Source organism: Shewanella saliphila, assembly GCF_014648295.1.
GTDB classification, from domain to species: Bacteria; Pseudomonadota; Gammaproteobacteria; order Enterobacterales; family Shewanellaceae; genus Shewanella; species Shewanella saliphila.
Genome location: NZ_BMQV01000008.1, coordinates 1 through 21,356 on the forward strand (window position 1 = coordinate 1; position 21,356 = coordinate 21,356).

The window sequence follows — 21,356 nt, forward strand, 5'->3', positions numbered from 1 at the left end:
TTCCTTCAGACCCTGCCGTTGGCCAGCAACGCCCTTGCCATTCGGATTATCTTCCCCTCAGTCGGGGTGATTCAGGTTTCTTTCAACCTGACGGGTTTGCCAGCTTCGCTGGGCAAACAAAAAAATGGGCCAGCAATGCTGACCCATTTGATGTGCTATTGATTTACTTTTTAGCAGTTTGTTTTTTATCGTCTTTTAGCCCAATACTGTCCATCCAGTATTCAAAGTTGACCAGGTTACCTGGCAACACAATACGGCTGTCTTTTTTACTTAAGCCATCAAGCTGACGCATATATTGCTCGCCAAGCTGCATACGCAGTGCACTTTGGCCACCTTCAGCTGAAATCACCACGGCTAAACGCTCAATCGACTCAGAGGTGGCTTTTGCCAAGGTTAAAATCTCTTGCGCCTTACCTTCTGCTTCATTAATACGACGCTGCATTTCACCTTCTGAGCGGTTAATGGTTTCTGCCATCACACCTTCAGAGCGATTGATTTTACTTTGCTTGTCACCTTCGCTCTTAGCGAGTAATGCTCGGCGTTCACGCTCTGCATTCACCTGCATTTCCATGGCGTTTTTTACCGTTTCTGGCGGGGTAATATTTTTAATTTCATAACGGTGCACTCTCATGCCCCACATAGAGCCAGCTTCATCGAGCACTTCTACGACTTTGGCTGAAATTAAATCACGCTCTTCAAAAGTACGGTCTAAATCTAAGGTACCGATAACCGAGCGCGTCGTGGTTTGAGCCAACTGAATCGCTGCATAACGGTAGTCGGTAATACCATAACTGGCTTTAACCGGATCGGTAACCGAAATATAAATCACCCCATCAACTTCAACGTTAACCTCATCACTTGAAAAACATTCTTGTGGTGGTACGTCGATGGTTTCTTCCTTTAAATCGTGAATATAGGCCACTTTATCAATAAATGGGATAAGTGCATGAAAGCCCGCGTCTAAGGTGCTGTGGTATTTACCTAAACGTTCAACAATATAAGCCGACTTGGTCGGTACAAGGCGAATTGATTGAAACAACTTAAGCACAAAAATAGCAAAAATTACGCCCCAAATAATCATGACTGCAAAGTCAGTATCTATTCCATTAATTGACATTAGCGCGCTCCTTTTGCTGATGGACTGCTTACCGCGTGAGTCACTTGTTCCATGCCTTCAAAAAAACCTTCAAGCTTGGCCATTTCAGCCGGCACCACCGACACTTGGGCCTCAGTTAAAATCTTGCCCACTTGACCAATAAATTGCTCTTTAAGCAACATGTTCATCGCGTCATTACCGCCGTTGATGGCTAATGCCTTACAAATCATCTCCATGCCTTCTGCTTTTGCATTGGCGACAATTGAAATTTCTTGTCCGGTACCAAGTGCTTCATTGATGCGTCGCTGTTTTTGCCCCTCAGATAAATTAATGGCTTCTTGACGCTCACCTTGCGACATATTAATCATCGCGGCTTTTTCAGCGTTAGCTAGGGTGATTTCGGCACGTTTGCTACGCTCTGCTTCCATTTGCTTTTCAAGAGTATGAATAACATGACGTGAAGGGGTAATGTTTTTAATCTCGTAGCGTAAGACTTTAATCCCCCACGGGTCCGAGGCCTTATCGATTTCGCGTACAATCGATTCATTCAAACTGTCTCGCTCAGAGAAAGTTTGCGACAACGTCAGCTTACCGATTTCTGAACGCATCGTGGTTTGCGCCAAGTTAACAGCCGCGCGGCGATAGTTTTCAATCCCATAACTGGCAAGCTTACCGTCCATGACTTTGAGGTAAACCAGGCCATCAACTTCAAGCTGGGTATTGTCTTTTGAAATACAGCTTTGAGGTGGCACATCTAATACCTCTTCACGGGTATCATGACGATAAGCCACCCGATCAACAAACGGCACTAAAAAGTGAAACCCGGGCTCTAATACGGTGCGAAACTTACCTAAACGTTCAATTACATGCACTTCGCGCATAGGCACGATGAGCATCAACTTGTATAAAATGAACAAAATGAATAAAAACGCGATGGTTAACACAAACATACTCACTCCTTTATTAAAATGTGGTTTACGCTTCCCTAAACCCTGTAAACCTATATTGAGTCGATAATGGGCTCAACCACAAAACCGATGTTATCGCGGCATATAATTCTCACTTTAGCACCGACTTTAATTTCTGTTCCATCACCCAAAGCGACCCAATCAGACCCTAAACAATGGATTCTGCCTGTTTGCTGCCCAGGGCCAATGGCTTCTTTTACGGTGGCGACTTGATTGTATAAATCGACTTCTTCATCGGTATTAGCGACATGAGCATCACCGCCAACCAAGCGCTGCGTGACATGCCTAAAGCTCAGTAACAACACCATTGAAGCCATAAACCAAAGCGTCATGCTTTGCACAAACCCTTCGATGATCCCAAGCGCTAACGCTGAAGCAACAATTACACAGGCGGCGCCAAGTAAAATGACGATGCCTCCCGGAACAATAATTTCCGACAGCATTAATAACAGCCCTAGCACGAGCCAAACCGCAATCGGATTAGAAAGCTCCATAAATCCTCCTCATAAAATGAGCATGCCTTGTATTCACTATATCAGCTGGTTTTTATTATTGCGACATATTATGTCAAATAATCATTGTATATAATGTAAATGGCTATCATTATTCGATAACATAACAGTATCAATCAGTTATCCCAAGGTTTGATATCACATCATGATAAGTAGAATTTCAAAAGAGACTTTTCGGCACACAAAACGCTGAAACTTCACGATTTATCATTGTTTTTATTGTGCTCATTATCAATTTTGAATATATTGCGCCTCATTGTGCACAATTGAGAATAATACCCGCTAAATTTAGTTCTTGATTGATGTAAAATTTGCCATACAGATGCATAACAACTGACTTATAAACCGGACTTAAAATGAAAAAAATCTGCTTTTTAGCTGCATTAATGGTCTCACCGACCGTTTTAGCCAATGATGTAATCCAATGGTGGGATGCCAGTGCGACCGTATTACACGGTGATGACTATGACTTGGCACCATCAGACAGACAAACCACCATCACATTAGAGGTTGCCGGCGGTTGGACTTACGGTGATGGATTTATTTTTCATGATTTTATTAACTTTAATGGCAATAACGGTGGTGACGATAACAGCCATTATGGTGAAATTTCACCGCGTTTTAGCGCCAGTAAAATACTTGGTCAGCCAGTTGAGTTTGGTGCAATTAAGGATATGTCTGTTGCCTTAACTTACGAGCACGGTGATGGCCCTGTAGAAAGCATGCTGTACGGTGTCGGTGTAGATTTTGACATTCCATTTTTCAGTTACTTACAACTGAACACTTATCGTCGTGATGCAATTAGCAATGGCAACATCAGCGATGGTTGGCAGTTTACCCCTGTCTTTAGAATCGACATGCCTATCGGCAATGCCAATATTATTATTGACGGTTATATTGATTGGGTATTTATTGCCGACAACAACGGCTACGATGAAAACCTGCACTTTAATCCACAGATTAAATACGATTTAGGCAAAAGCTTATTTGGCGAGCACAAACAAAATAAGTTACTGGTAGGTTTTGAATACGATTACTGGCAGAGCAAGTACGGTGTTAATGGTGTTGACCAAAATACTTACTCAATTATTGCTCAATATCATTTCTAGTTAGCAAAAATGAACCAACAAAAAAGGTGCCGAGGCACCTTTTTTTATTGATTTACGATAACACCAACAAAGGTTATTAAAGTAGTTTTTTCGCTGCTGCAACAACAATAGATACCGCACTCACTTCGGTTTTCTTCATTGTGGCTTCATCAGGAATCTCTTGCTGTGTACGGTTTACAATTACACCCGCAACACATGCTGCGCGCCAACCTTGAGTTGCACACATAGTGAATAACGTTGCTGATTCCATTTCATAGTTCAGTACGCCCATTGACTGCCACTCTTTCATCGAACCGACATAGCGCTGAGTCACACGGCCAGATACCGTGTCATAACGCTCCTGACCAGGATAGAAAGTATCAGAAGATGCGGTAATACCGATATGTGGTTCTAAACCTGCGTCACGACAAGCTGCAACCATCGCAGTTGTACAATCAAAGTTTGCTGCTGCAGGAAACTCAAGTGGAGCAAAATGCAAGCTAGCACCATCTAAACGGACTGACGCTTGAGTCACAATCACATCACCAACATTAACATGCGGTTGAATTGCGCCTGTAGTACCAACACGTAAGAAAGTTGTCACACCCAGCTGTGCTAACTCTTCTACTGCGATAGAGGTTGAAGGACCACCAATACCAGTTGAACACACAACCACTGGCTTACCATCGATGTAAGCTAAGTAACTAGTGTATTCACGATGGCTAGCAAGGAACGTTGCGTTGTCCATTAGCTCTGCAATACGCTTAACACGTTCTGGATCACCAGGAACGATTGCCAAGGTTGCACCATCTAACATTTTTTTGGTTAATCCTAAGTGAAATACATCGGACATTTTGAAAACCCCTTTCATTTTTGAATATTAAATTCTTATAACCCAGACTTTAACCTAGTCTTTAGGGGGATAAGGTTAACTTGATCACATATAAATTCATAATAGTTAATATTGTTTCGTTAAAATATTACCAATATATGACCAATTCCCACCAAATACATGTACTTGAGCATAGTTGAAAGCCGCTAAAAACAACAAACGATTTATCTATTTTAAAAAGCATTAACGTGATTTACATCAAGTTAACGCCAACTTGCTAAAACCGAAAAACAAAAAAGGACGCTAAGCGTCCTTTTTGACTCAATATAATCTGATTACAGATAATAGTCTTTTAACGGTGGGAAGCCATTAAAACACACTGCAGAATAAGTGGTGGTATAAGCTCCAGCGGTTAACCAATACATGCGATCGCCAATGGCTAAATCGGTTGGTAAACCATAGCTGTAATGCTCATACATAATGTCAGCACTGTCACAGGTTGGACCGGCAATAACACACTTATCTAACTCACCTTTACGATCGGTATAGATAGGAAATTTAATTGCTTCGTCCATGGTTTCAATTAACCCTGAAAACTTACCAACATCGGTAAATACCCAACGCTCGAGTGCGGTATGTGATTTACGCGAAATCAACACCACCTCAGACACCAATACTCCGGCATTAGAAATTAATGAACGCCCAGGTTCGAGAATAATTTCTGGTAATTCATCACCAAAATCTTCTTCTAAAAAGTGCTTGATTTGTTGTGCATAAACACCAAGCTCATTGGTTTTATCCATGTAGTTGGCAGGAAAACCACCACCTAAGTTGATCATCTTCAGTACTATGCCGTGTTCTTCTTTTAAACGGTCATAAATACTTTTTACTTTACCAATGGCTGAGTCCCACGCGCCAATATCACGCTGCTGTGAACCGACATGGAACGAAATACCATGTGGCTGTAAGCCAAGCTCTTTTGCCAATACCAGTAAGTCGTAAGCCATTTCATTTTGGCAACCAAACTTACGTGATAAAGGCCAATCTGCCGTGTGTGTGCCTTCAGTTAAAATACGCACATACACTTTTGCACCCGGAGCTTCTTCAGCAATCATACGTAAATCGGCTTCTGAGTCAGAAGCAAACATGCGTACCCCTTGCTCATAAAAAGATCGTACATCAACGCGCTTTTTAATGGTGTTACCGTAACTGACGCGATCGGTTGATACGCCAATAGAAGTCACCATTTCAAGTTCATAGATTGATGCGATATCAAAGTTCGAGCCTTTGTCACGCAGCAAAGTCAAAATCTCTTTGGCCGGATTTGCCTTAACCGCATAATAAACGTTTGCAAAAGGAAAATTCTTAACCATGTCATCGTATTGTTTCGCAATGATTTGGGTGTCAATAACTACAAATGGCGTTGGCTTATCTTTAGCAAATGCCTCAATGCGGTCAAACGTGTCCTTGTCATAATAATCTGCAACATCAATCGATTGAAATTGGCTCATTAGGCCAGTGCCTCCTGTTAGTTGGGCAATATATAGTGCGTTTTGGGGTTTGTAAAAACATGCGCAGTAAACGATATTTTCACCCAATACGCAACGAATTTTTATGCAAAAATTACACTTTTTTATTCCTAAATAAATATCATTAAAACTCAATGACCTATTTAACCCTTGTGTAATTTGTATACAGGGTTAAATCACGTTAAAAGTATAGACGTTGTTCAATAAAAAGAGCCTAAAACTCGCTGTGTTTTGCCATATCACTCTTAGCCGTTTACCCATCAGCCACTTTAGCGGCATAGCCACCAGCAAGAGTGTGAGTCATTAACACCTTAAATAGTCTAGACACGGAGGTCGATCAATTGATTTTGTTTCATTGAAGTTTGATGAGGTGAGAACTTCGTTTACTGTAATAAAACGGCAACGCTCAAACTCAGTGGTAGGTTATATACTCAATGGAAAAATACTTAAAATAGAATATTTAACCGCTCAAAAAGCCGATCGGCTAAATGCATTTGCAACCTCAATCGTTGAAATTAGCATTTAGCAGGATCTGAAGCATAAATGCTTAAAACCTCTAAAAATATCATTACTTATGAGAGATTAAGCATATTTTTAGCAAAAAGTGCGATTTTTTATGCAAAAAGAGCTTAAAAAACTATCATTCGAAAGTTTTATTGCTATAGTAGCTTTTGTGAATTTATAAATTAACTTTTGTAAATCCTCAACCTTGGGCTCGTTAAGCTAAAATCTAATGAGGTAAATAGCTTAGCTACAATTTTCAGCAATCCAGATAACTTAGGTGAAAAGGATTATGACTCAGGTCGCATACCAGATAAACGATCGTCGTAACAAGGAAGTACTAAAAAATGATGAACACTGGGATTTAACGACAGCAGATCAAAAACTCGCATTGTATGATTTGCATCGATTTGGATATCGCCTACTGTTTGTTCGCAACATGCTCACAGGGCCTGTAGCCGTGATTAGTCAACAAGATGATATCGCTGCGATTTATGCTGATGGTGAAGTAGACCTTCGCCCCAAAATCACCCTGCGCGAATACCACTAAGCAGTTGCAACAAATAAAAAACCTACGTAATTTATCGTAGGTTTTTTTGTGTCTTGCTGTTTGTCATCGTTACGCTTTACGCGTCAGCTTATATACCGCTTCATTTAACCAAGGCACCTGCTTATTAACAAAGCGAGGATTGTCGGCAAGCACATCGGTACACTCGAGTAATTCGACGGTAAAATAAGGGGCTAAATGAGTTTCAACCCAATCTGGGCTGACAGCAAACGGGGGGCCCTTTAAGGTATCTTGTGGGTAGTCTAGAGTAATCAGCAAACCACTCACATTCGCGGGGATCAGTCTTGCTAAGGCAACCGCATATTGTTGGCGCATCGCTTCTGGCCATGCAATCAATGCGGCGCGATCATAAAAACCACCAATATCAGTGGTTAACGATTCTGGTAATGTAAAAATATCGCCTTGATAAACTCTCACTTCGTCTGCACAAAAAACATTATGTTCTGCGATTTGCTCGACCTGGCAAGGTAAGTCGTTTTCGTTAAAAAACTGCTCAACCGCTAATGGATTTAATTCACAACCCAATACGCCATGGCGTAGTTCAGCCAAATAACACATGTCTAGCGATTTACCGCACAATGGTACAAACACATTGCTGGTTTCTGCTATTGCCAAACCTGGCCAGTATTTAACAAGAAATGGGTTCACCTGTTGTTGATGAAAACCAATTTGTTGTAATTGCCATTTTTGATGCCAAAAGCTCGGTTCCATGATGCTCTCTTTAGTCTATTAACCAATATTGCAGGCTACTTTAAAGACTAAAAAAAACAGATGCAACTTATGCTTTGCCATCCAAGGTCGATTGCACTTGTCTTAACCAGCGGCAATTTTCACACTGACATTTACGGCGCGACATATGATGAGGGCTCAAATTAGAATCAATAAAATCTACGGCTATCAACAATTGCTGTTTAAGCTCTTCAACAGATTTCATTTCTAATGCGACCATTTCATCATTATGATTAATCCATAGGCACTCTTCACCTTGATGGCAGGTAATGCATTCTTCATCACTGTGATTAAAAAACACAGCATGAGGGCAATGAGTCACTTCCATCGATTGTAAAATTCGAGAGCGCGGAAAATGAAATAGCGGAATAAGTTGTGCTTTATCAATATTAGGCATAGCAACCTCTGCTAAAAGCGTTAAGTGATCTTATTGTTAATACTACCGAGTGTTGATTGATTTTGATTTGACGTAGGTCAAGGTTTACATATCGTATTTTTTTAGATAGGAAGCACTTGCCGCACGAGGGGTAATCAAGGTTTAATGGAGAGATAATTAAAAAGGGGTTACCTTGCAAACACCAGAGCTACAGCACTTTTACATTAACGAAGAGCAGTCTATTTACTTACTGAGTGCCAATGATGCGCGCAAGCATAAAGCGTGGGTTCGCTTGTGTAAGCAGCAGCTCAGTAAGCTGGGATATCAGCAAATCGAATTTATTGGTAAAGGGGCTTATGGGTTTGTATTTGCCGGCATTAACGAATACGGTCAGTCTCATGTGTTTAAGTTTTCACGAGTTAACTTACCGCAAAGTGTTCAAGATAGACTCGAAGAAGAAGCCTATATGCTCAGCCAGGTTAAACACCCCAATGTGCCCAGCGCCATCAAGTTTGAGCGTGTCGGCAAGCAAGGTATTCTCGTTATGGAGCGAGCGCACGGTGAAGATTTAGATAAAATCTGCCTGCGTATAGGCGCATTACCGCCGGTGATGGTGGTGAGCATTGCAAGGCAATTAGCCAATATTTTGTATTATTTACGCAAAGGCAAACCGCTGGTACACGGCGATATTAAGCCATCAAATTTAGTGTATGACATCGAAACAGACAAACTGTCGTTAATCGATTGGGGCTCGGCAGTTTTTGCCCAGCGCGATGAACATAACCGTGCGGTAGATGATAATGTCATGTCATTGTTATCCAGCGACCAACAACACACCAATGCACGCATGGGCGATGTGTATTTTATTGGTGAAGAACAACTCAGTGGCGCATTATCAACCCCAAGGTTTGACGAGCAAGGTGCCGCTGCAACCTTATATGCATTAGCCTCAGGGCAAATCAGTCGTTTTGGCACTAAAGTGATTCCGGCCACCAGCATAGGTTTACCCATCGAACTTGCCAAAACTCTGGATGCAATGCTGGGCGATGACGAAGCGCTGCGTAAACTGGCTGGAGACTACTTTTTAACAAGCTTTCGTCACAGCTATCGCATGCATCTGCCTATTTTACCTGAACCGCCATTGGTTCCCGACATACCACTGTGGGCGCAACCTCGTTCAAAAACAGTTGAGACAGTCAGTTACAGCTCACGTAAATCATTTTTAAAAGAGCACAATAGCCAAGACCCTGTTGCCAAAATGGACGACGTACAACTCGAAAAGTATTATCGCAACTTTATGGTGGGCATGGCAGATACCGAAAAGGGCTTTATTGCCGCACTCAGTCGGCTGGCACAATACCCAATTGTGGGCGGCCTGGTGATCCACTGGCAAGAAACCGGGGTGTTTATCGACTCAAACCTGGCCTTTTACGACCCAGATTGTAAAGCACCATTAACCCTAGCGGTGAATAACATGGTGACAATGGCTCGGGGAATTAAACGCATTGGGGTATTTAAAGCCTGTTTTTTTAACGCCAAAGACACCTTGCATTTAGAGCGGAAAAGTACCGAACATGAATACACCATCACCGGGGAGTTACAGTTACCATTTGAAGTCGGCGATGTGCCAACCTTAGAAGATAAATCTAGGCTTCATTCATATTTTGAAGATGGTAAAGATCCTGAAGAAAACCTCGAATTACCGCCGGAGATTATGACCGAATTGGCCGGCCTTAACCAAATTCACCACACGGGTTGTATTATTTTTGAAGCACTGCCTAACCATCTAAAAATTCACAGTTATTTACGACTATTAAACCCACGAAAACAAGCGGCGTTTCGTGCATGCCTAGACCGAATTATTGCCCATGTGAATAAGATTCAGGGACACGGCATTGCAGGCTTTATGAAGCTACCTTATCGAAATACCCGTCAATTTAGCCATTTAGATCGCAAAGCCGATCGCTTTTACCCTAAAAACCCCAAAGCCTTTGATCAACACCAGCAATCACAACCATAAAAAACGCGACCATTAGGATCGCGTTTTATCTCTATTTTTAACTTAAGACTATCGCTACAGACTAAATCGGCGACCCCGGTGGCATGGCCACAGGCTTGCTAATCAAGGTAAACTCTGGCTGCTCTAAGCCTTTGACAATGCCTTTGTATAGCCAGTCGTAATGGGCTGATTGATAGTCACTACCGCGGTTACTGCGTCGTTTTAACTGTTTCACAATATAGTCAAAACGGGCGACTAACTGGGCTTTGACTTCAGGGGCAGTCTTTTCATCATGATATGCCGCTAACATGGCATCAACCACCACAGTATTGACACGCATTTGGATTGCCAGCTCAGAACCATTAGGCAAATCTTGATATAAACTGGCCGCCGCAAGTTTATCGATAAGTTTAACCACCGACAGCTGCGTGCTATCTTCCATATAAGCCTGATTAACACGATTTAGACGCTCGGGCGTTAATATTACACTGACAATATGGCGACTTAACATTTCGGCCATGGTGGCCGGGTCGCTCACCACGCCAAGGTTTGAGCCAAAGCTTTCGCGGGTTTTGCGGTAATTACCAGCTTTGGGCACCAACGCCTGCACCACGTTGGTGGGGATAACCAAACTACGGCTTTGCAAGCTGTTAAGCAGTGTATCTAAAGCGGCAAGTTGCATTTTAGGAGGTACATAACTCCAACGCACTCCTGAGCCCACTTGTTGATAGCTATAATCAGCACCACCAATCCATTTTGCTGCGGCTTCTATTTGATAACGCGTCAGTAAATAAATAGGCACAAATACATCAGCAAGCTCCCCTTTAGGATCACCGGCCAATAACGCATCTGAATTAAACTCAGTAATGGCTTTAAGACGCACGGTTTCTAGGCGCTGTAATTCAGCAACGGCATCGTTACCTCTATCCCATAAACTTGCGTAAGCATGGCTTGCACTTGCTTGACGCGAGTCTGCCTCGCCAATATAACGAAAACCACTCTCTAAAGTGGATGCTAATAAACTGTCCATTTGGGAAGGCGAGCCATAACCATAGGCAATGGTGTATTTGTCCCATTCGCCAATGCCTTCACGGTAAGGCTGGCTAATATCAATCTGGTCACCTTCAATGCTGGCGTAAGGATGAGGATAATCCATTACAGAAGCGTTGCTATTGGTTGATGCGGCAAAGTTATGATCTAAGCCAAGCGTGTGGCCAATCTCATGTGCTGCCAGCTGCCGAATGCGAGCCAGCGATAATGCCATTGCGGCCTCACTGGCGGCTTGACGGTCAGGCCAACCTGCGGTTAATCCTCGGGCTATAAGATGATCTTGGCGCACTCGTAAGCTGCCTAGCGTCACATTGCCTTTAATGATTTCTCCAGTGCGAGGATCGGTCACAGCTGCGCCATATGACCAGCCCCGAGTTGCACGATGCACCCATTGGATCATGTTATAACGCACATCTTGCGGATCTGCGCCTTCTGGCAATAATTCCACTTTAAAACCATCAATAAAACCAGCTGCAGTAAATGCATCTTGCCACCAACGTGCTCCCGCTAATAACGCACCACGGATAGGCTCAGGTACGCCTGGGTCGACGTAGTACACAATCGGTTCAACAACTTGGCTAGGTGCATCTCCAGGGGTGACTTTTTGTAAACGGTGTTTACGTAAGTGACGTTGTACGTGAGGTTGGTCAACTGCGGCAGAATAATCGATATATTGATCCGACAGATAACCGCTCATTGGGTGATAGTTACGAGGTTCAAACCCCTCATCTGGAAGTTGCACAAATGAATAACGTAAACGCACAGATAAAAACTTTGCATCGGGAGTCACTTCGGCAACCTGTTTGCCTGCCTTGCTGGTGTTAAAGGTTAAATTAACGTCGACATCGGCATTGCGCTCAAACGATTTAATCCCTTCAGGTAAAATAACTGAGCGCTCTGGATCTAAATGATATTGGCCTTGTTTTCTGGCTTCAAGCACGTCGGCAACACCGTGTAAATCATTAATCACTAGGTCATTAATGGCTACGATGGCTTTTTTGCCTTCAACTAACTTGCCGCGCCATAAAATGGACTCAGCAAAGGCTTGAGTAACGGCTTGTTGTTCAGCAAAATTATCGCTTGAGGCACGATAATCGGTATTAAGCTGTTTGAGGATTAAATAAGGCCCATGTTGCTCAAACTGCACCATGCGTGTCCGTCCTAATTGGCCTCGGTCTAACCCAATATCATTAGAACCCACACCATGGGGTAAGCTGGTAAGCATTAAAAAAGGCTGATTGAGTTTGTTGGCCTCAAGATACAACTGACCCGCTTTGGCATCATAAAACAGGTTAATAAAACCTTCGGCGGTTTGTGCCTGCTTGATAATTTTTTGCGCTGGATCGCTAGCGGCAACCGCAACGTCTGAAAGGAATGTTGCTGGCGCGATAGCCAGCAAAAGTGCCAATGGAATACTGCGGCGGATCATAAATTATCTCCCTGTCGTGTTTATCCTGCTTTCATTAATATCAGTGTTTTTAATCGTTTTTATGACTATTTTTGTAAGCTATCCAATGCGATAACGTTTCAAACAACTCTGTTAATACAATAGGTTTAGTAATGTGTGCATTCATACCTGCACCAAGGCTTTTTTCGCGGTCACCCGACATAGCATGGGCGGTCATCGCGATAATAGGCATTTGCTCTTTGGTATAACGTTTACGCAGCTCTATTGAAGCGGTTAACCCGTCCATCACCGGCATTTGAATATCCATCAATACCGCATCAAACGACTGAGAATCTATCACATCAAGCGCAACCTGACCGTTATCGGCAATCACCACCTCATAACCTGCGCTTTTAAGCAGTTCAGAGGCTACTTGTTGGTTAATAAAGTTATCTTCAACTAATAAAATTAATCCAGACTCTTTACTAGGCTCGTCTGCTTCAGCCACTGGCATAGCATTGAGTTTAGGCTCTTTAGCAAAGGCACTGATAATTTCATCAAATAAATCAGAGGCTTTAAATGGTTTTTGTAACACTGCATACACAGTATCTTTAGCCAGTTCTGCATCTAAAGGTTCAGCAGAATACGCCGTCATCAAGATAATAATCGGACGCTTGGCTATTTCACCTTTACTGACCATATCATCTAATGCGCTAATCACCTCGCTGCCATTCATTTCTGGCATCATCCAGTCAAGCAGCAACAAATCAATGGGCTTTTTACGTAAAATATCTAAGGCTTTTTGCCCACTGTTTGCGGTATCAACACCAAAGCTAAAATCTTTCATTAACGCAGAATACATCTGTAATGCACTTGGATTGTCATCCACCACCAAGGTCATAAGATTATTTAATTGCTCTGGCACCACTAATGGTTCGATAACCTGCTCTTCAGCAATTTCAAAACTGATGTTAAAGCTAAAGGTACTGCCGACATTCATTTCTGACTCGACCTGCATGGTGCCACCCATCATTGACACCAAATGCTTACTGATTGATAACCCTAACCCTGTGCCGCCATATTTACGAGTGGTGGAACCGTCGGCTTGTGAAAATGCATCAAATAACATGGCTTGCTGATCTTTACTGATCCCAATACCGGTATCACGCACCCAAAACTTCATGGTAATACGGTTATCACGCTTGGCGATGTCTTCGCAGCCCAGTTCAACTTCACCGTTTTGAGTAAATTTAACGGCATTAGACAATAAGTTAACCAATACCTGACCTAAACGCAGTGGGTCGCCATTTAAAATAAGCCCTGCCGTTACTGGAGCATAAAGTAATAGTTCGACGCCCTTTTCTTGTGCTTTTATCGCATTGATATCAATAACATGGTCGAGAACTTCATCAAGTGGGAACGCCACACGTTCTAACTCTAATTTACCGGCTTCAATCTTCGAGAAGTCTAAAATGTCGTTAATAATCCGCAGCAATGACTGCGCCGAGAATCCAGCTTTATTAAGATAGTCTTGTTGTTGAGGGGTCAAATTTGTACGCTGCGCTAATTGCACCATACCAATAATGGCATTCATTGGCGTACGAATTTCATGGCTCATATTCGCCAAAAATTCACTCTTATACATATTGGCTAATTCAGCATCTTGCTTGGCTTCTAACAAGGCAACTTCGTTACTTTTTTGTTTGGTAATATCTTTGTGAGTACCCAACATACGCTTACTGCGGCCGCTATCTGTAAATTCGACCGCACGCCCACGTGATAACACCCAATAATATTGCTTATTTTTACCCAGTATTCTGAATTCAATTTCATATGTGCCTTTTGGGTTTTCCACATAGTTATTACGGTATTGTTGTACTCGCTCACGATCGTCGGGATGACAAAGCTGATCAATCGAAGCTAATAATGGCGGAAACTCATGTGCTTGGTAGCCAAGCATCGAGTAAAACGCTGGGTTACAAATAATTTGTTCTGAATCGATATACCAATCCCACAATCCATCTTCTACCGCGTCCATCGCCAAATGATAGCGTTGCTCTGACATACGCAGTTGCTCTGCGGCATCGTATTCTTTGGTAATGTCACGCCATACTGAAATTAACCCGAGCAAATCGCCACGGCGGTTGTAAAACGGTAACTTAAAGGTGTCGAGTAATACCGGTTTGCCTTCAATATTAACCCGCTCTTGGTAACGTAATGAGTGCTGCTGTGCGAGCACTTTTTTGTCTTCTTCACCAATACGTTCCCCCTGTTCTGGGCTCACCACTTCAGAAGACGTTAAACCAATAATTTCGTTTTCACTGTAACCAAGCATGCGCTCTGCTGATTTATTACAGCCTAAGTATTTACCTTCTTTGTCTTTAAACACAATGGCTTCTGGGATCGAGTCAATGAGCGATCGCAGTAAAGCATATTCACGTTCACGCCGCTCGGTGGTTTCGCGTAAACGTTGAGTACGCCGAGCAACTAAGTTATCTAAGCGTTTATTTTGCTCAGCTAGGTGATGCGTATATTGGCGGTTTTCTTCAAAAATACGGCTTACCAGGGCAAACCAAGGCTCCCAACCGTGAGTGATTTTTTCAGGCGGGCGAATAGGCTCTTGCGAACAGGCTTCAAGGTGAGTTAATAATCGCGATGCTGGGCTCACAAACGCCCGGCGAGTTTGCCAATGCACAATGGTTACCAGCAACGACAATGCTAATACCACCAGTAAAAAGCTCAGTTGCAACTTGTCCCATGAGTCTTTAAATAAATCATCTTCATCTTGTAAATACAGCAAGCGCCATGGCGCATTATGTAAGGCGACAGAGTGAATGTAGTAACCATTACGAATGATCCCTTCGTGGGCATCAAACAATTCAGATTCAGATAAAGAGTGCAGCGCCGCCGGAATACGTTGGCTGATGTGGAACACCTTGTTCATTTCATTGGAATCAAAATCACTGTGCGACAAAATATTGTTTTGTTGGTCCAGCAAAATAACTGTACCAGGCATTTTAAAATAGGTGCGAATTTGCTTATCTAATGACGACAAGGTCATGTCGAGGTTAATTGAACCTAAAAAATCATCCTGTAAATATACCGGTAAGCCTAAGGTGGTAATTAACCCTTGATGGGCCGAATCGATGTAAGCTTCGCTCCAAAACACGCTGCGCTGTGGGTTCATCGAAGGTGTAGAAAGTTGGAATTGTTTTTTGTTGAGTAGCTCATCTCTAAAGCGCAGGTCATTATTTTCCCAAGGGTAAAATGACATCATCCGCCGTTTTGAAATATAGTAAATTGACGAGGCTTTTGGCGCGGCTTCTTTCGCTACCGGAAACGATAACGACAGTTCAAACAGCATTTCAAGTTCTTGATAAAAGCTCTCAGAGCGCTCATTAAGCGACCCTGCACCGGTAATTCGGCCCATATTGGTAAAAGGCACATCACTTTTTCCGTAATTGGGCTCTAGGGTAAAAAATTGGCCATCTGCGTTGAACTTTTCATATTGTGGCAGCCTGTCTTTACGTACAAACTCACCAAGGCGTAGATGATCAACCGCCACATCTCGCAAACTCTTAACCGCTCGAATACTCGACTCAAGCAATAAGTCGATTTGCAACACATGCCGAGCAACTTGTTCTTCTCGTTGATAAATTTGTTGTTCTTTTTGGCGTTCAAACATCATTCCGGCCGACAACAAGGCCATGACAATCACCCCAATATAAGTGTAAAACACCGCTTGGTTATAATTGCGTTGAATGGGAGATTTTAGTTGTAAATCTGGCTCAGTCGGTTTCATTAACAACCCTTGATACAGCGGAAAATAACGCGCTGGCAAACGAATAACACCAAAAAATAGGCAATAAAAAAACGAATGATTATGATATCAGGAAGATAAGCTCAAGCACATGTAATAATGATCGATTAGCGACTTGTCCAACCTCAAAAACAGCTCTGTAATCAGAGAATAAAATACAGATATAAAAAATAAGGTCACCTAGGCAACCTTATTTGTTTACTGCTCAATGAATAAACCAAGGCGAAGCAGACTACAAATGCTCTTCCGCAAACTCCGCTAAGCGCGAACGAACCACGCCATTTAAGTAAATATTAGCACTGCCCTCAAAGTCTTTAAAACGCTCTACCATGTAAGTTAATCCCGAGGTCACAGCGGTTAGATAGGTCGAGTCAATTTGCGCTAAGTTACCGCTACAAATCAGCTTAGTCCCCTCACCCATTCGGGTTATCATGGTTTTAATTTGTGAGGCCGTCAGGTTTTGACACTCATCTAAAATCACCACGGAGTTTTGAATCGAACGCCCGCGCATAAAGTTTATCGACTTAAACTGAATGTTGGCTTTTTCCATAATGTAATTAACGCTGCCAGTGGGATTAACATCGTTTTTATGGAGCACTTCAAGCGTGTCAGTAATCGCCGCTAACCAAGGTGCCATTTTCTCTTCTTCTGTACCGGGTAAAAAACCAATGGACTCGGCAATCTCTGGGGTATTACGCGTAACAATCACCTTGTCGTACATTTTGCGCTCAACCACTAATTCTAATGCGGCCGCCATGGCGAGTAAGGTTTTGCCACAGCCCGCAGGCCCGGTGAGAATAATCAACTCAATATCGGGGTCGAGCAGCGCATCAAGTGCCATTCCCTGATATATGTTTTTAGGTTTAACGCCCCATGCCTCATGGTGCATTAAACGATCACGGCCACGGTCAATGATCTCAAGATGCTTGGTGGTTTTGCTGGCCACTCTGGCGCAAAAATCTGAACCGTCATCAATTAAATACTCATTAAGGTAAAAGTTTTCACCACCTAAGTGATCAATCGGCACCTGATGCACAGTATGCCTGCCCTTACGGTCTGTCGACACTTTGTCGACATTTTGCCAAAAGTCACCCGGAAACTGATAAAAACCTTTGGTTAAAAAACGAATATCATCAATAAGTTGATCAGTGCGATAATCTTCAACGAGCTCAATACCGGCTCCTTTAGCCTTTAAGCGCATATTAATGTCTTTAGTGACAAGGACTACGGTGCGTGGAGAGTGAATTTTTTGTAAATGCAGTGCGGTATTGATGATGCGGTTATCGTTATTGTCACCGGGAAGTGAGCCGATAATAAATTCAATTTGATGGTCAGGAAATATGGATAAATGGCCAGAGACTTCTGTGTGTTCTTCGCGGGTGGGTAATGCAACGCCTTTTAAAATTTGCTCCGGGGTCGTCGGGCCGCCAAGAATATCCTCCAATGCTCGTATGGCGACTCGAGCATCGCGACTCACATCGCGCTTTCGATCCTTAATACTGTCAAGTTCCTCTAACACAGTCATCGGGATAATTACGTCATGTTCTTTAAACGAATATATCGCTAAAGGTTCATGCAGTAACACGTTGGTATCCAGTACAAACAACTTTTTGTCGTTTAGTTCCATGGCGCCTCCAGTGTGCTCTCAATCAATTGATTTCAATGTATCGACTTAAACGCTTAACATAAAAGGATAATTTACTTCATTATTGAAAACAGGCAGTCATCTTTAGCATCCGACTCACCTAAAATCACTATGACATTGGCTGCCCAATAACTCAATAAAATATTCACGCCTTATTACTCGTAAAAGGTTAACAGCCCCTAAACACTATGACGTCAATGTGACACTGAAATGTCAACTTGCACTAAAAACAACCAACTGGTAGATAAATCAATGCTAGAATTTCAATCTGGATGGGATTGGTTTAACATACGCCCCCTTTTTGTTTCCCCCGCTTCAAATAGAGAATAAAAGATGCCTTTTGCTTTAGGTCAACGCTGGATTAGTGATACCGAGTCGGAGCTCGGATTAGGAACCGTCGTTCAAATTGAAGGCCGCATGGTTACGCTGCTGTTCCCTGCCACTGGAGAAAACCGGATGTTTTCTCGCAGTGAAGCTCCCCTAACTCGGGTTATTTTTAATCCTGGTGACACCGTTGAAAGTGGTGAAGGCTGGAGTATCACCATTAACGAGGTTGAAGAAAAAAACCAACTGGTGATTTACCACGGTATTCACAGTGACACTCAAGAAAACGTTAGCCTGCGCGAAACAATGCTCAGCCATAATATTCGTTTTAACAAGCCTCAAGACCGCTTGTTTGCTGGGCAAATTGATCGCTTAGAACGCTTTGGTGTACGTTACCAATGCCAGTTATTGCGCCATAAATTAGCCACATCAGATTTATTGGGACAACAAGGCCCACGTGTTGGTCTTATTGCCCACCAGCAGTGGATTGCCCACGAAGTCGGTCGTCGTTATGCGCCGCGGGTTTTACTTGCCGATGAAGTCGGTTTAGGTAAAACCATTGAAGCTGGCCTGATTATTCATCAGCAGTTACTCACCGGTCGCGCTGAGCGTATTTTAGTGATTGTGCCAGACACCCTGCGCCATCAGTGGTTAGTTGAAATGCTGCGTCGTTTTAACCTGCGCTTTTCAGTATTTGACGAAGACCGCTGTGTTGAAGCCTATGCCGACAATGACAACCCATTTTATACCGAACAGTTAATCATTTGCTCACTTGACCTACTGCGCAAGAAAAAGCGCCTAGAGCAAGCTTTAGACGCTGACTGGGACTTAATGGTTGTCGACGAAGCCCATCACTTAGAATGGTCTGAAGACGCGCCAAGCCGTGCTTATCAAATCGTAGAAGCATTAAGTGAAGTGGTACCTGGCGTATTGTTATTAACCGCAACGCCAGATCAGCTCGGCCATCAAAGCCACTTTGCACGTTTGCGCTTGCTCGATCCCGATCGTTTTTATGATTACGACGCATTTTTAGCAGAAGAATCAAGCTACAAAGATGTAGCCGAAGCGGCCGAAGCATTAAGCAAAGACAGCAAATTACCCGACAGTGCCATCAACAGCTTAACCGAATTGCTCAGCGAAAAAGACATTGAGCCAAGCATTCGCTTAATCCAGGCAAAAGACGTTGATAGCGAGCTACAGCAAGCGGCGCGCCAAGACTTATTACAAGAATTGTTAGACCGTCACGGTACAGGCCGCGTGCTTTACCGTAACAGCCGCGCTTCGGTAAAGGGTTTCCCTACGCGTTTCTTTAATGCTTATCCGCAAAAGATGCCTGAACAATATATTACCGCTGAGCGGGTCAATGCCATGATGGGCAGCGCCAAAACCGCCCAGGCTAAAGCGGTACAGGCATTAAGCCCAGAAAAGCTTTATCAAGCCTTTGAAAACGACAGCGCCAGTTGGTGGAAGTTTGATCCTCGCGTGGATTGGCTCATCGATTTCTTAAAAAATCATCGCAGCAAAAAAGTGCTGATTATTGCCAGCCAAGCAGAAACAGCATTAAGCCTTGAAGAAGCGCTGCGTACCCGCGAAGGGATCCAGGCCACCGTATTCCACGAAGGCATGTCAATCATCGAGCGTGATAAAGCCGGTGCTTACTTTGCCCAAGAAGAAGGCGGTGCACAGGCATTAATTTGCTCTGAAATCGGCTCTGAAGGACGTAACTTCCAGTTTGCCAGCCACCTTGTGTTGTTCGACTTGCCGCTCAACCCTGACTTACTTGAGCAACGTATCGGCCGTTTAGACCGTATCGGCCAGCTTAATGATATTCAAATACATTTGCCGTACTTAAGTGACACAGCACAAGAGCGTTTAATGCGTTGGTATCACGAAGGCCTTAATGCATTTGAGTTAACTTGCCCAAGTGGTCATGTGCTATTTGGTGAGTTTGCAGACGAACTCATTGACGTACTTAGCAACGATGACGAAGATGCCATGGTGCAATTACTTAACCATACTCAGCATCGCTATAAAGAACTCAAGCATGCCATGGAACAAGGCCGCGATAAGCTGCTAGAAATCAACTCACATGGTGGCGAGCGTGCTAATGCGTTAATTCAACGTTTGTCAGACAGCGACAACGACACCCACTTAATTGGTTCGGTTATTCGCTTATGGGACATTATTGGTGTTGATCAAGAAGATCGCGGTGAAAACTCGATTATTTTGCGCCCAAGCGAGCACATGATGTTCCCGACATATCCTGGTTTATATGAAGACGGTGTCACCGTGACGTTTGACCGTAACACCGCCTTGTCGCGTGATGATATTGCGTTTATTTCGCAAGAACATCCGTTAGTGCAAACCGGCTTAGATTTAATCACAGGCTCAGAAACTGGTACCACTAGCGTCGCCATTCTTAAAAACAAAGCGCTACCAGCAGGCACATTGTTTTTAGAATTGATTTACATGGCAGATGCATCAGCCCCTAAATCTACTCAGCTTTACCGTTATTTACCGCCTACGCCTATCCGTATATTGCTAGACAAAAATGGCTTAAATATGTCCGATAAAGTCGACTATGCTAGCTTTGATAAGCAACTTAGCGCGGTTAACCGACACATTGCCAGTAAGTTGGTCAATGCATCACAGCCTATTTTGCACCCGTTATTTGCTAAAGGTGAAGAACACGCCAAGCAAGCGCTTAACGATTTAGTCTCGGATGCAAGGGCTAAAATGACCCAGCAATTAACCGGTGAGCTTGAACGACTTGAAGCCCTAAAAGCCGTTAACCCGAACATTCGCGAAGATGAGCTCGACTATATTCGCAATCAAATGGTCGAGTTAACTGACTACATGGACAATAGCCAGTTACAGCTTGATGCCATCCGTATGGTGTTAGTGAGCCATGTGTAACCCCTATTACAATAGG

The 21,356-nt window shown here is 43.2% G+C and carries 14 protein-coding genes; 4 read left to right on the top strand and 10 right to left on the bottom strand.

Going from position 1 to position 21,356, the window contains the following annotated elements; all coding sequences use genetic code 11:
• Nucleotides 1–163: 163 nt before the first annotated feature.
• Genes IEY48_RS05810 through IEY48_RS05820 form a run of 3 tightly spaced genes read right to left on the bottom strand, consistent with a single transcriptional unit; the run spans nucleotide 164 to nucleotide 2,558 of the window.
• Entirely contained in the window at nucleotides 164–1,117 is a 954-nt protein-coding gene (locus tag IEY48_RS05810) for an SPFH domain-containing protein (RefSeq protein WP_188918224.1), read from the bottom strand.
• Nucleotides 1,117–2,046, bottom strand: coding sequence for an SPFH domain-containing protein (locus IEY48_RS05815; protein WP_188918226.1), 930 nt, complete (start codon nucleotides 2,044–2,046; stop codon nucleotides 1,117–1,119). Before IEY48_RS05815 ends, IEY48_RS05810 begins: the two co-directional genes overlap by 1 nt.
• Nucleotides 2,047–2,096: 50 nt before the next feature.
• Nucleotides 2,097–2,558: an NfeD family protein gene (locus IEY48_RS05820; RefSeq protein ID WP_188918228.1), complete on the bottom strand. Its 462-nt coding sequence runs from the start codon at nucleotides 2,556–2,558 to the stop codon at nucleotides 2,097–2,099.
• 374 nt (nucleotides 2,559–2,932) lie between these two features.
• On the opposite strand from IEY48_RS05820, the gene IEY48_RS05825 reads away from it, so the two are divergent.
• Nucleotides 2,933–3,685, top strand: coding sequence for an outer membrane protein OmpK (locus tag IEY48_RS05825; protein WP_188918230.1), 753 nt, complete (start codon nucleotides 2,933–2,935; stop codon nucleotides 3,683–3,685).
• A gap of 76 nt (nucleotides 3,686–3,761) precedes the next feature.
• On the opposite strand, the gene udp is transcribed toward IEY48_RS05825, so the two are convergent.
• Entirely contained in the window at nucleotides 3,762–4,517 is a 756-nt protein-coding gene (udp, locus tag IEY48_RS05830) for a uridine phosphorylase (protein ID WP_188918232.1), read from the bottom strand.
• Nucleotides 4,518–4,831: 314 nt separating this feature from the next.
• On the bottom strand, nucleotides 4,832–6,007 hold the full coding sequence (locus tag IEY48_RS05835) for a type III PLP-dependent enzyme (protein WP_188918234.1): 1,176 nt from the start codon (nucleotides 6,005–6,007) through the stop codon (nucleotides 4,832–4,834).
• Between the two features lie 811 nt (nucleotides 6,008–6,818).
• On the opposite strand from IEY48_RS05835, the gene IEY48_RS05840 reads away from it, so the two are divergent.
• Entirely contained in the window at nucleotides 6,819–7,076 is a 258-nt protein-coding gene (locus tag IEY48_RS05840; RefSeq protein ID WP_188918236.1) for a hypothetical protein, read from the top strand.
• A 69-nt stretch (nucleotides 7,077–7,145) separates the two neighbouring features.
• Here IEY48_RS05840 and IEY48_RS05845 read toward each other — a convergent pair whose 3' ends face one another.
• Together IEY48_RS05845 and IEY48_RS05850 are read right to left on the bottom strand one after the other, a co-directional pair.
• Nucleotides 7,146–7,805, bottom strand: coding sequence for a thiopurine S-methyltransferase (locus IEY48_RS05845; RefSeq protein ID WP_188918238.1), 660 nt, complete (start codon nucleotides 7,803–7,805; stop codon nucleotides 7,146–7,148).
• Between the two features lie 67 nt (nucleotides 7,806–7,872).
• Entirely contained in the window at nucleotides 7,873–8,220 is a 348-nt protein-coding gene (locus IEY48_RS05850; RefSeq protein WP_188918240.1) for a hypothetical protein, read from the bottom strand.
• A 172-nt stretch (nucleotides 8,221–8,392) separates the two neighbouring features.
• On the opposite strand from IEY48_RS05850, the gene IEY48_RS05855 reads away from it, so the two are divergent.
• Nucleotides 8,393–10,219: a protein kinase domain-containing protein gene (locus IEY48_RS05855; RefSeq protein WP_188918241.1), complete on the top strand. Its 1,827-nt coding sequence runs from the start codon at nucleotides 8,393–8,395 to the stop codon at nucleotides 10,217–10,219.
• Between the two features lie 61 nt (nucleotides 10,220–10,280).
• On the opposite strand, the gene IEY48_RS05860 is transcribed toward IEY48_RS05855, so the two are convergent.
• The 3 genes from IEY48_RS05860 to IEY48_RS05870 all read right to left on the bottom strand — a co-directional run bounded on the left by IEY48_RS05860 (nucleotide 10,281) and on the right by IEY48_RS05870 (nucleotide 18,082).
• On the bottom strand, nucleotides 10,281–12,677 hold the full coding sequence (locus tag IEY48_RS05860) for a zinc-dependent metalloprotease (RefSeq protein WP_188918243.1): 2,397 nt from the start codon (nucleotides 12,675–12,677) through the stop codon (nucleotides 10,281–10,283).
• A gap of 49 nt (nucleotides 12,678–12,726) precedes the next feature.
• Entirely contained in the window at nucleotides 12,727–16,437 is a 3,711-nt protein-coding gene (locus IEY48_RS05865) for a response regulator (RefSeq protein ID WP_188918245.1), read from the bottom strand.
• Between the two features lie 250 nt (nucleotides 16,438–16,687).
• Nucleotides 16,688–18,082 (bottom strand): PhoH family protein, encoded by a 1,395-nt coding sequence (locus IEY48_RS05870; protein WP_188918247.1) that lies wholly within the window; start codon nucleotides 18,080–18,082, stop codon nucleotides 16,688–16,690.
• Between the two features lie 351 nt (nucleotides 18,083–18,433).
• Here IEY48_RS05870 and rapA point away from each other — a divergent pair, with 351 nt between their 5' ends.
• Nucleotides 18,434–21,340 carry an RNA polymerase-associated protein RapA gene (gene rapA / locus IEY48_RS05875; protein ID WP_188918249.1) on the top strand — a complete coding sequence of 969 codons (2,907 nt, stop codon included), beginning with the start codon at nucleotides 18,434–18,436 and terminating at the stop codon, nucleotides 21,338–21,340.
• Nucleotides 21,341–21,356 lie beyond the last annotated feature (16 nt).

Excerpts from the sequence above, each read along its gene's own strand:
- IEY48_RS05860 (WP_188918243.1), bottom strand. The coding sequence starts at position 12,677 with ATGATCCGCCGCAGTATTCCATTGGCACTTTTGCTGGCTATCGCGCCA.
- rapA (WP_188918249.1), top strand. The coding sequence starts at position 18,434 with ATGCCTTTTGCTTTAGGTCAACGCTGGATTAGTGATACCGAGTCGGAG.
- IEY48_RS05815 (WP_188918226.1), bottom strand. The coding sequence starts at position 2,046 with ATGTTTGTGTTAACCATCGCGTTTTTATTCATTTTGTTCATTTTATAC.
- IEY48_RS05845 (WP_188918238.1), bottom strand. The coding sequence starts at position 7,805 with ATGGAACCGAGCTTTTGGCATCAAAAATGGCAATTACAACAAATTGGT.
- IEY48_RS05840 (WP_188918236.1), top strand. The coding sequence starts at position 6,819 with ATGACTCAGGTCGCATACCAGATAAACGATCGTCGTAACAAGGAAGTA.
- IEY48_RS05870 (WP_188918247.1), bottom strand. The coding sequence starts at position 18,082 with ATGGAACTAAACGACAAAAAGTTGTTTGTACTGGATACCAACGTGTTA.
- IEY48_RS05850 (WP_188918240.1), bottom strand. The coding sequence starts at position 8,220 with ATGCCTAATATTGATAAAGCACAACTTATTCCGCTATTTCATTTTCCG.
- IEY48_RS05835 (WP_188918234.1), bottom strand. The coding sequence starts at position 6,007 with ATGAGCCAATTTCAATCGATTGATGTTGCAGATTATTATGACAAGGAC.
- IEY48_RS05825 (WP_188918230.1), top strand. The coding sequence starts at position 2,933 with ATGAAAAAAATCTGCTTTTTAGCTGCATTAATGGTCTCACCGACCGTT.
- udp (WP_188918232.1), bottom strand. The coding sequence starts at position 4,517 with ATGTCCGATGTATTTCACTTAGGATTAACCAAAAAAATGTTAGATGGT.
- IEY48_RS05865 (WP_188918245.1), bottom strand. The coding sequence starts at position 16,437 with ATGAAACCGACTGAGCCAGATTTACAACTAAAATCTCCCATTCAACGC.
- IEY48_RS05820 (WP_188918228.1), bottom strand. The coding sequence starts at position 2,558 with ATGGAGCTTTCTAATCCGATTGCGGTTTGGCTCGTGCTAGGGCTGTTA.
- IEY48_RS05810 (WP_188918224.1), bottom strand. The coding sequence starts at position 1,117 with ATGTCAATTAATGGAATAGATACTGACTTTGCAGTCATGATTATTTGG.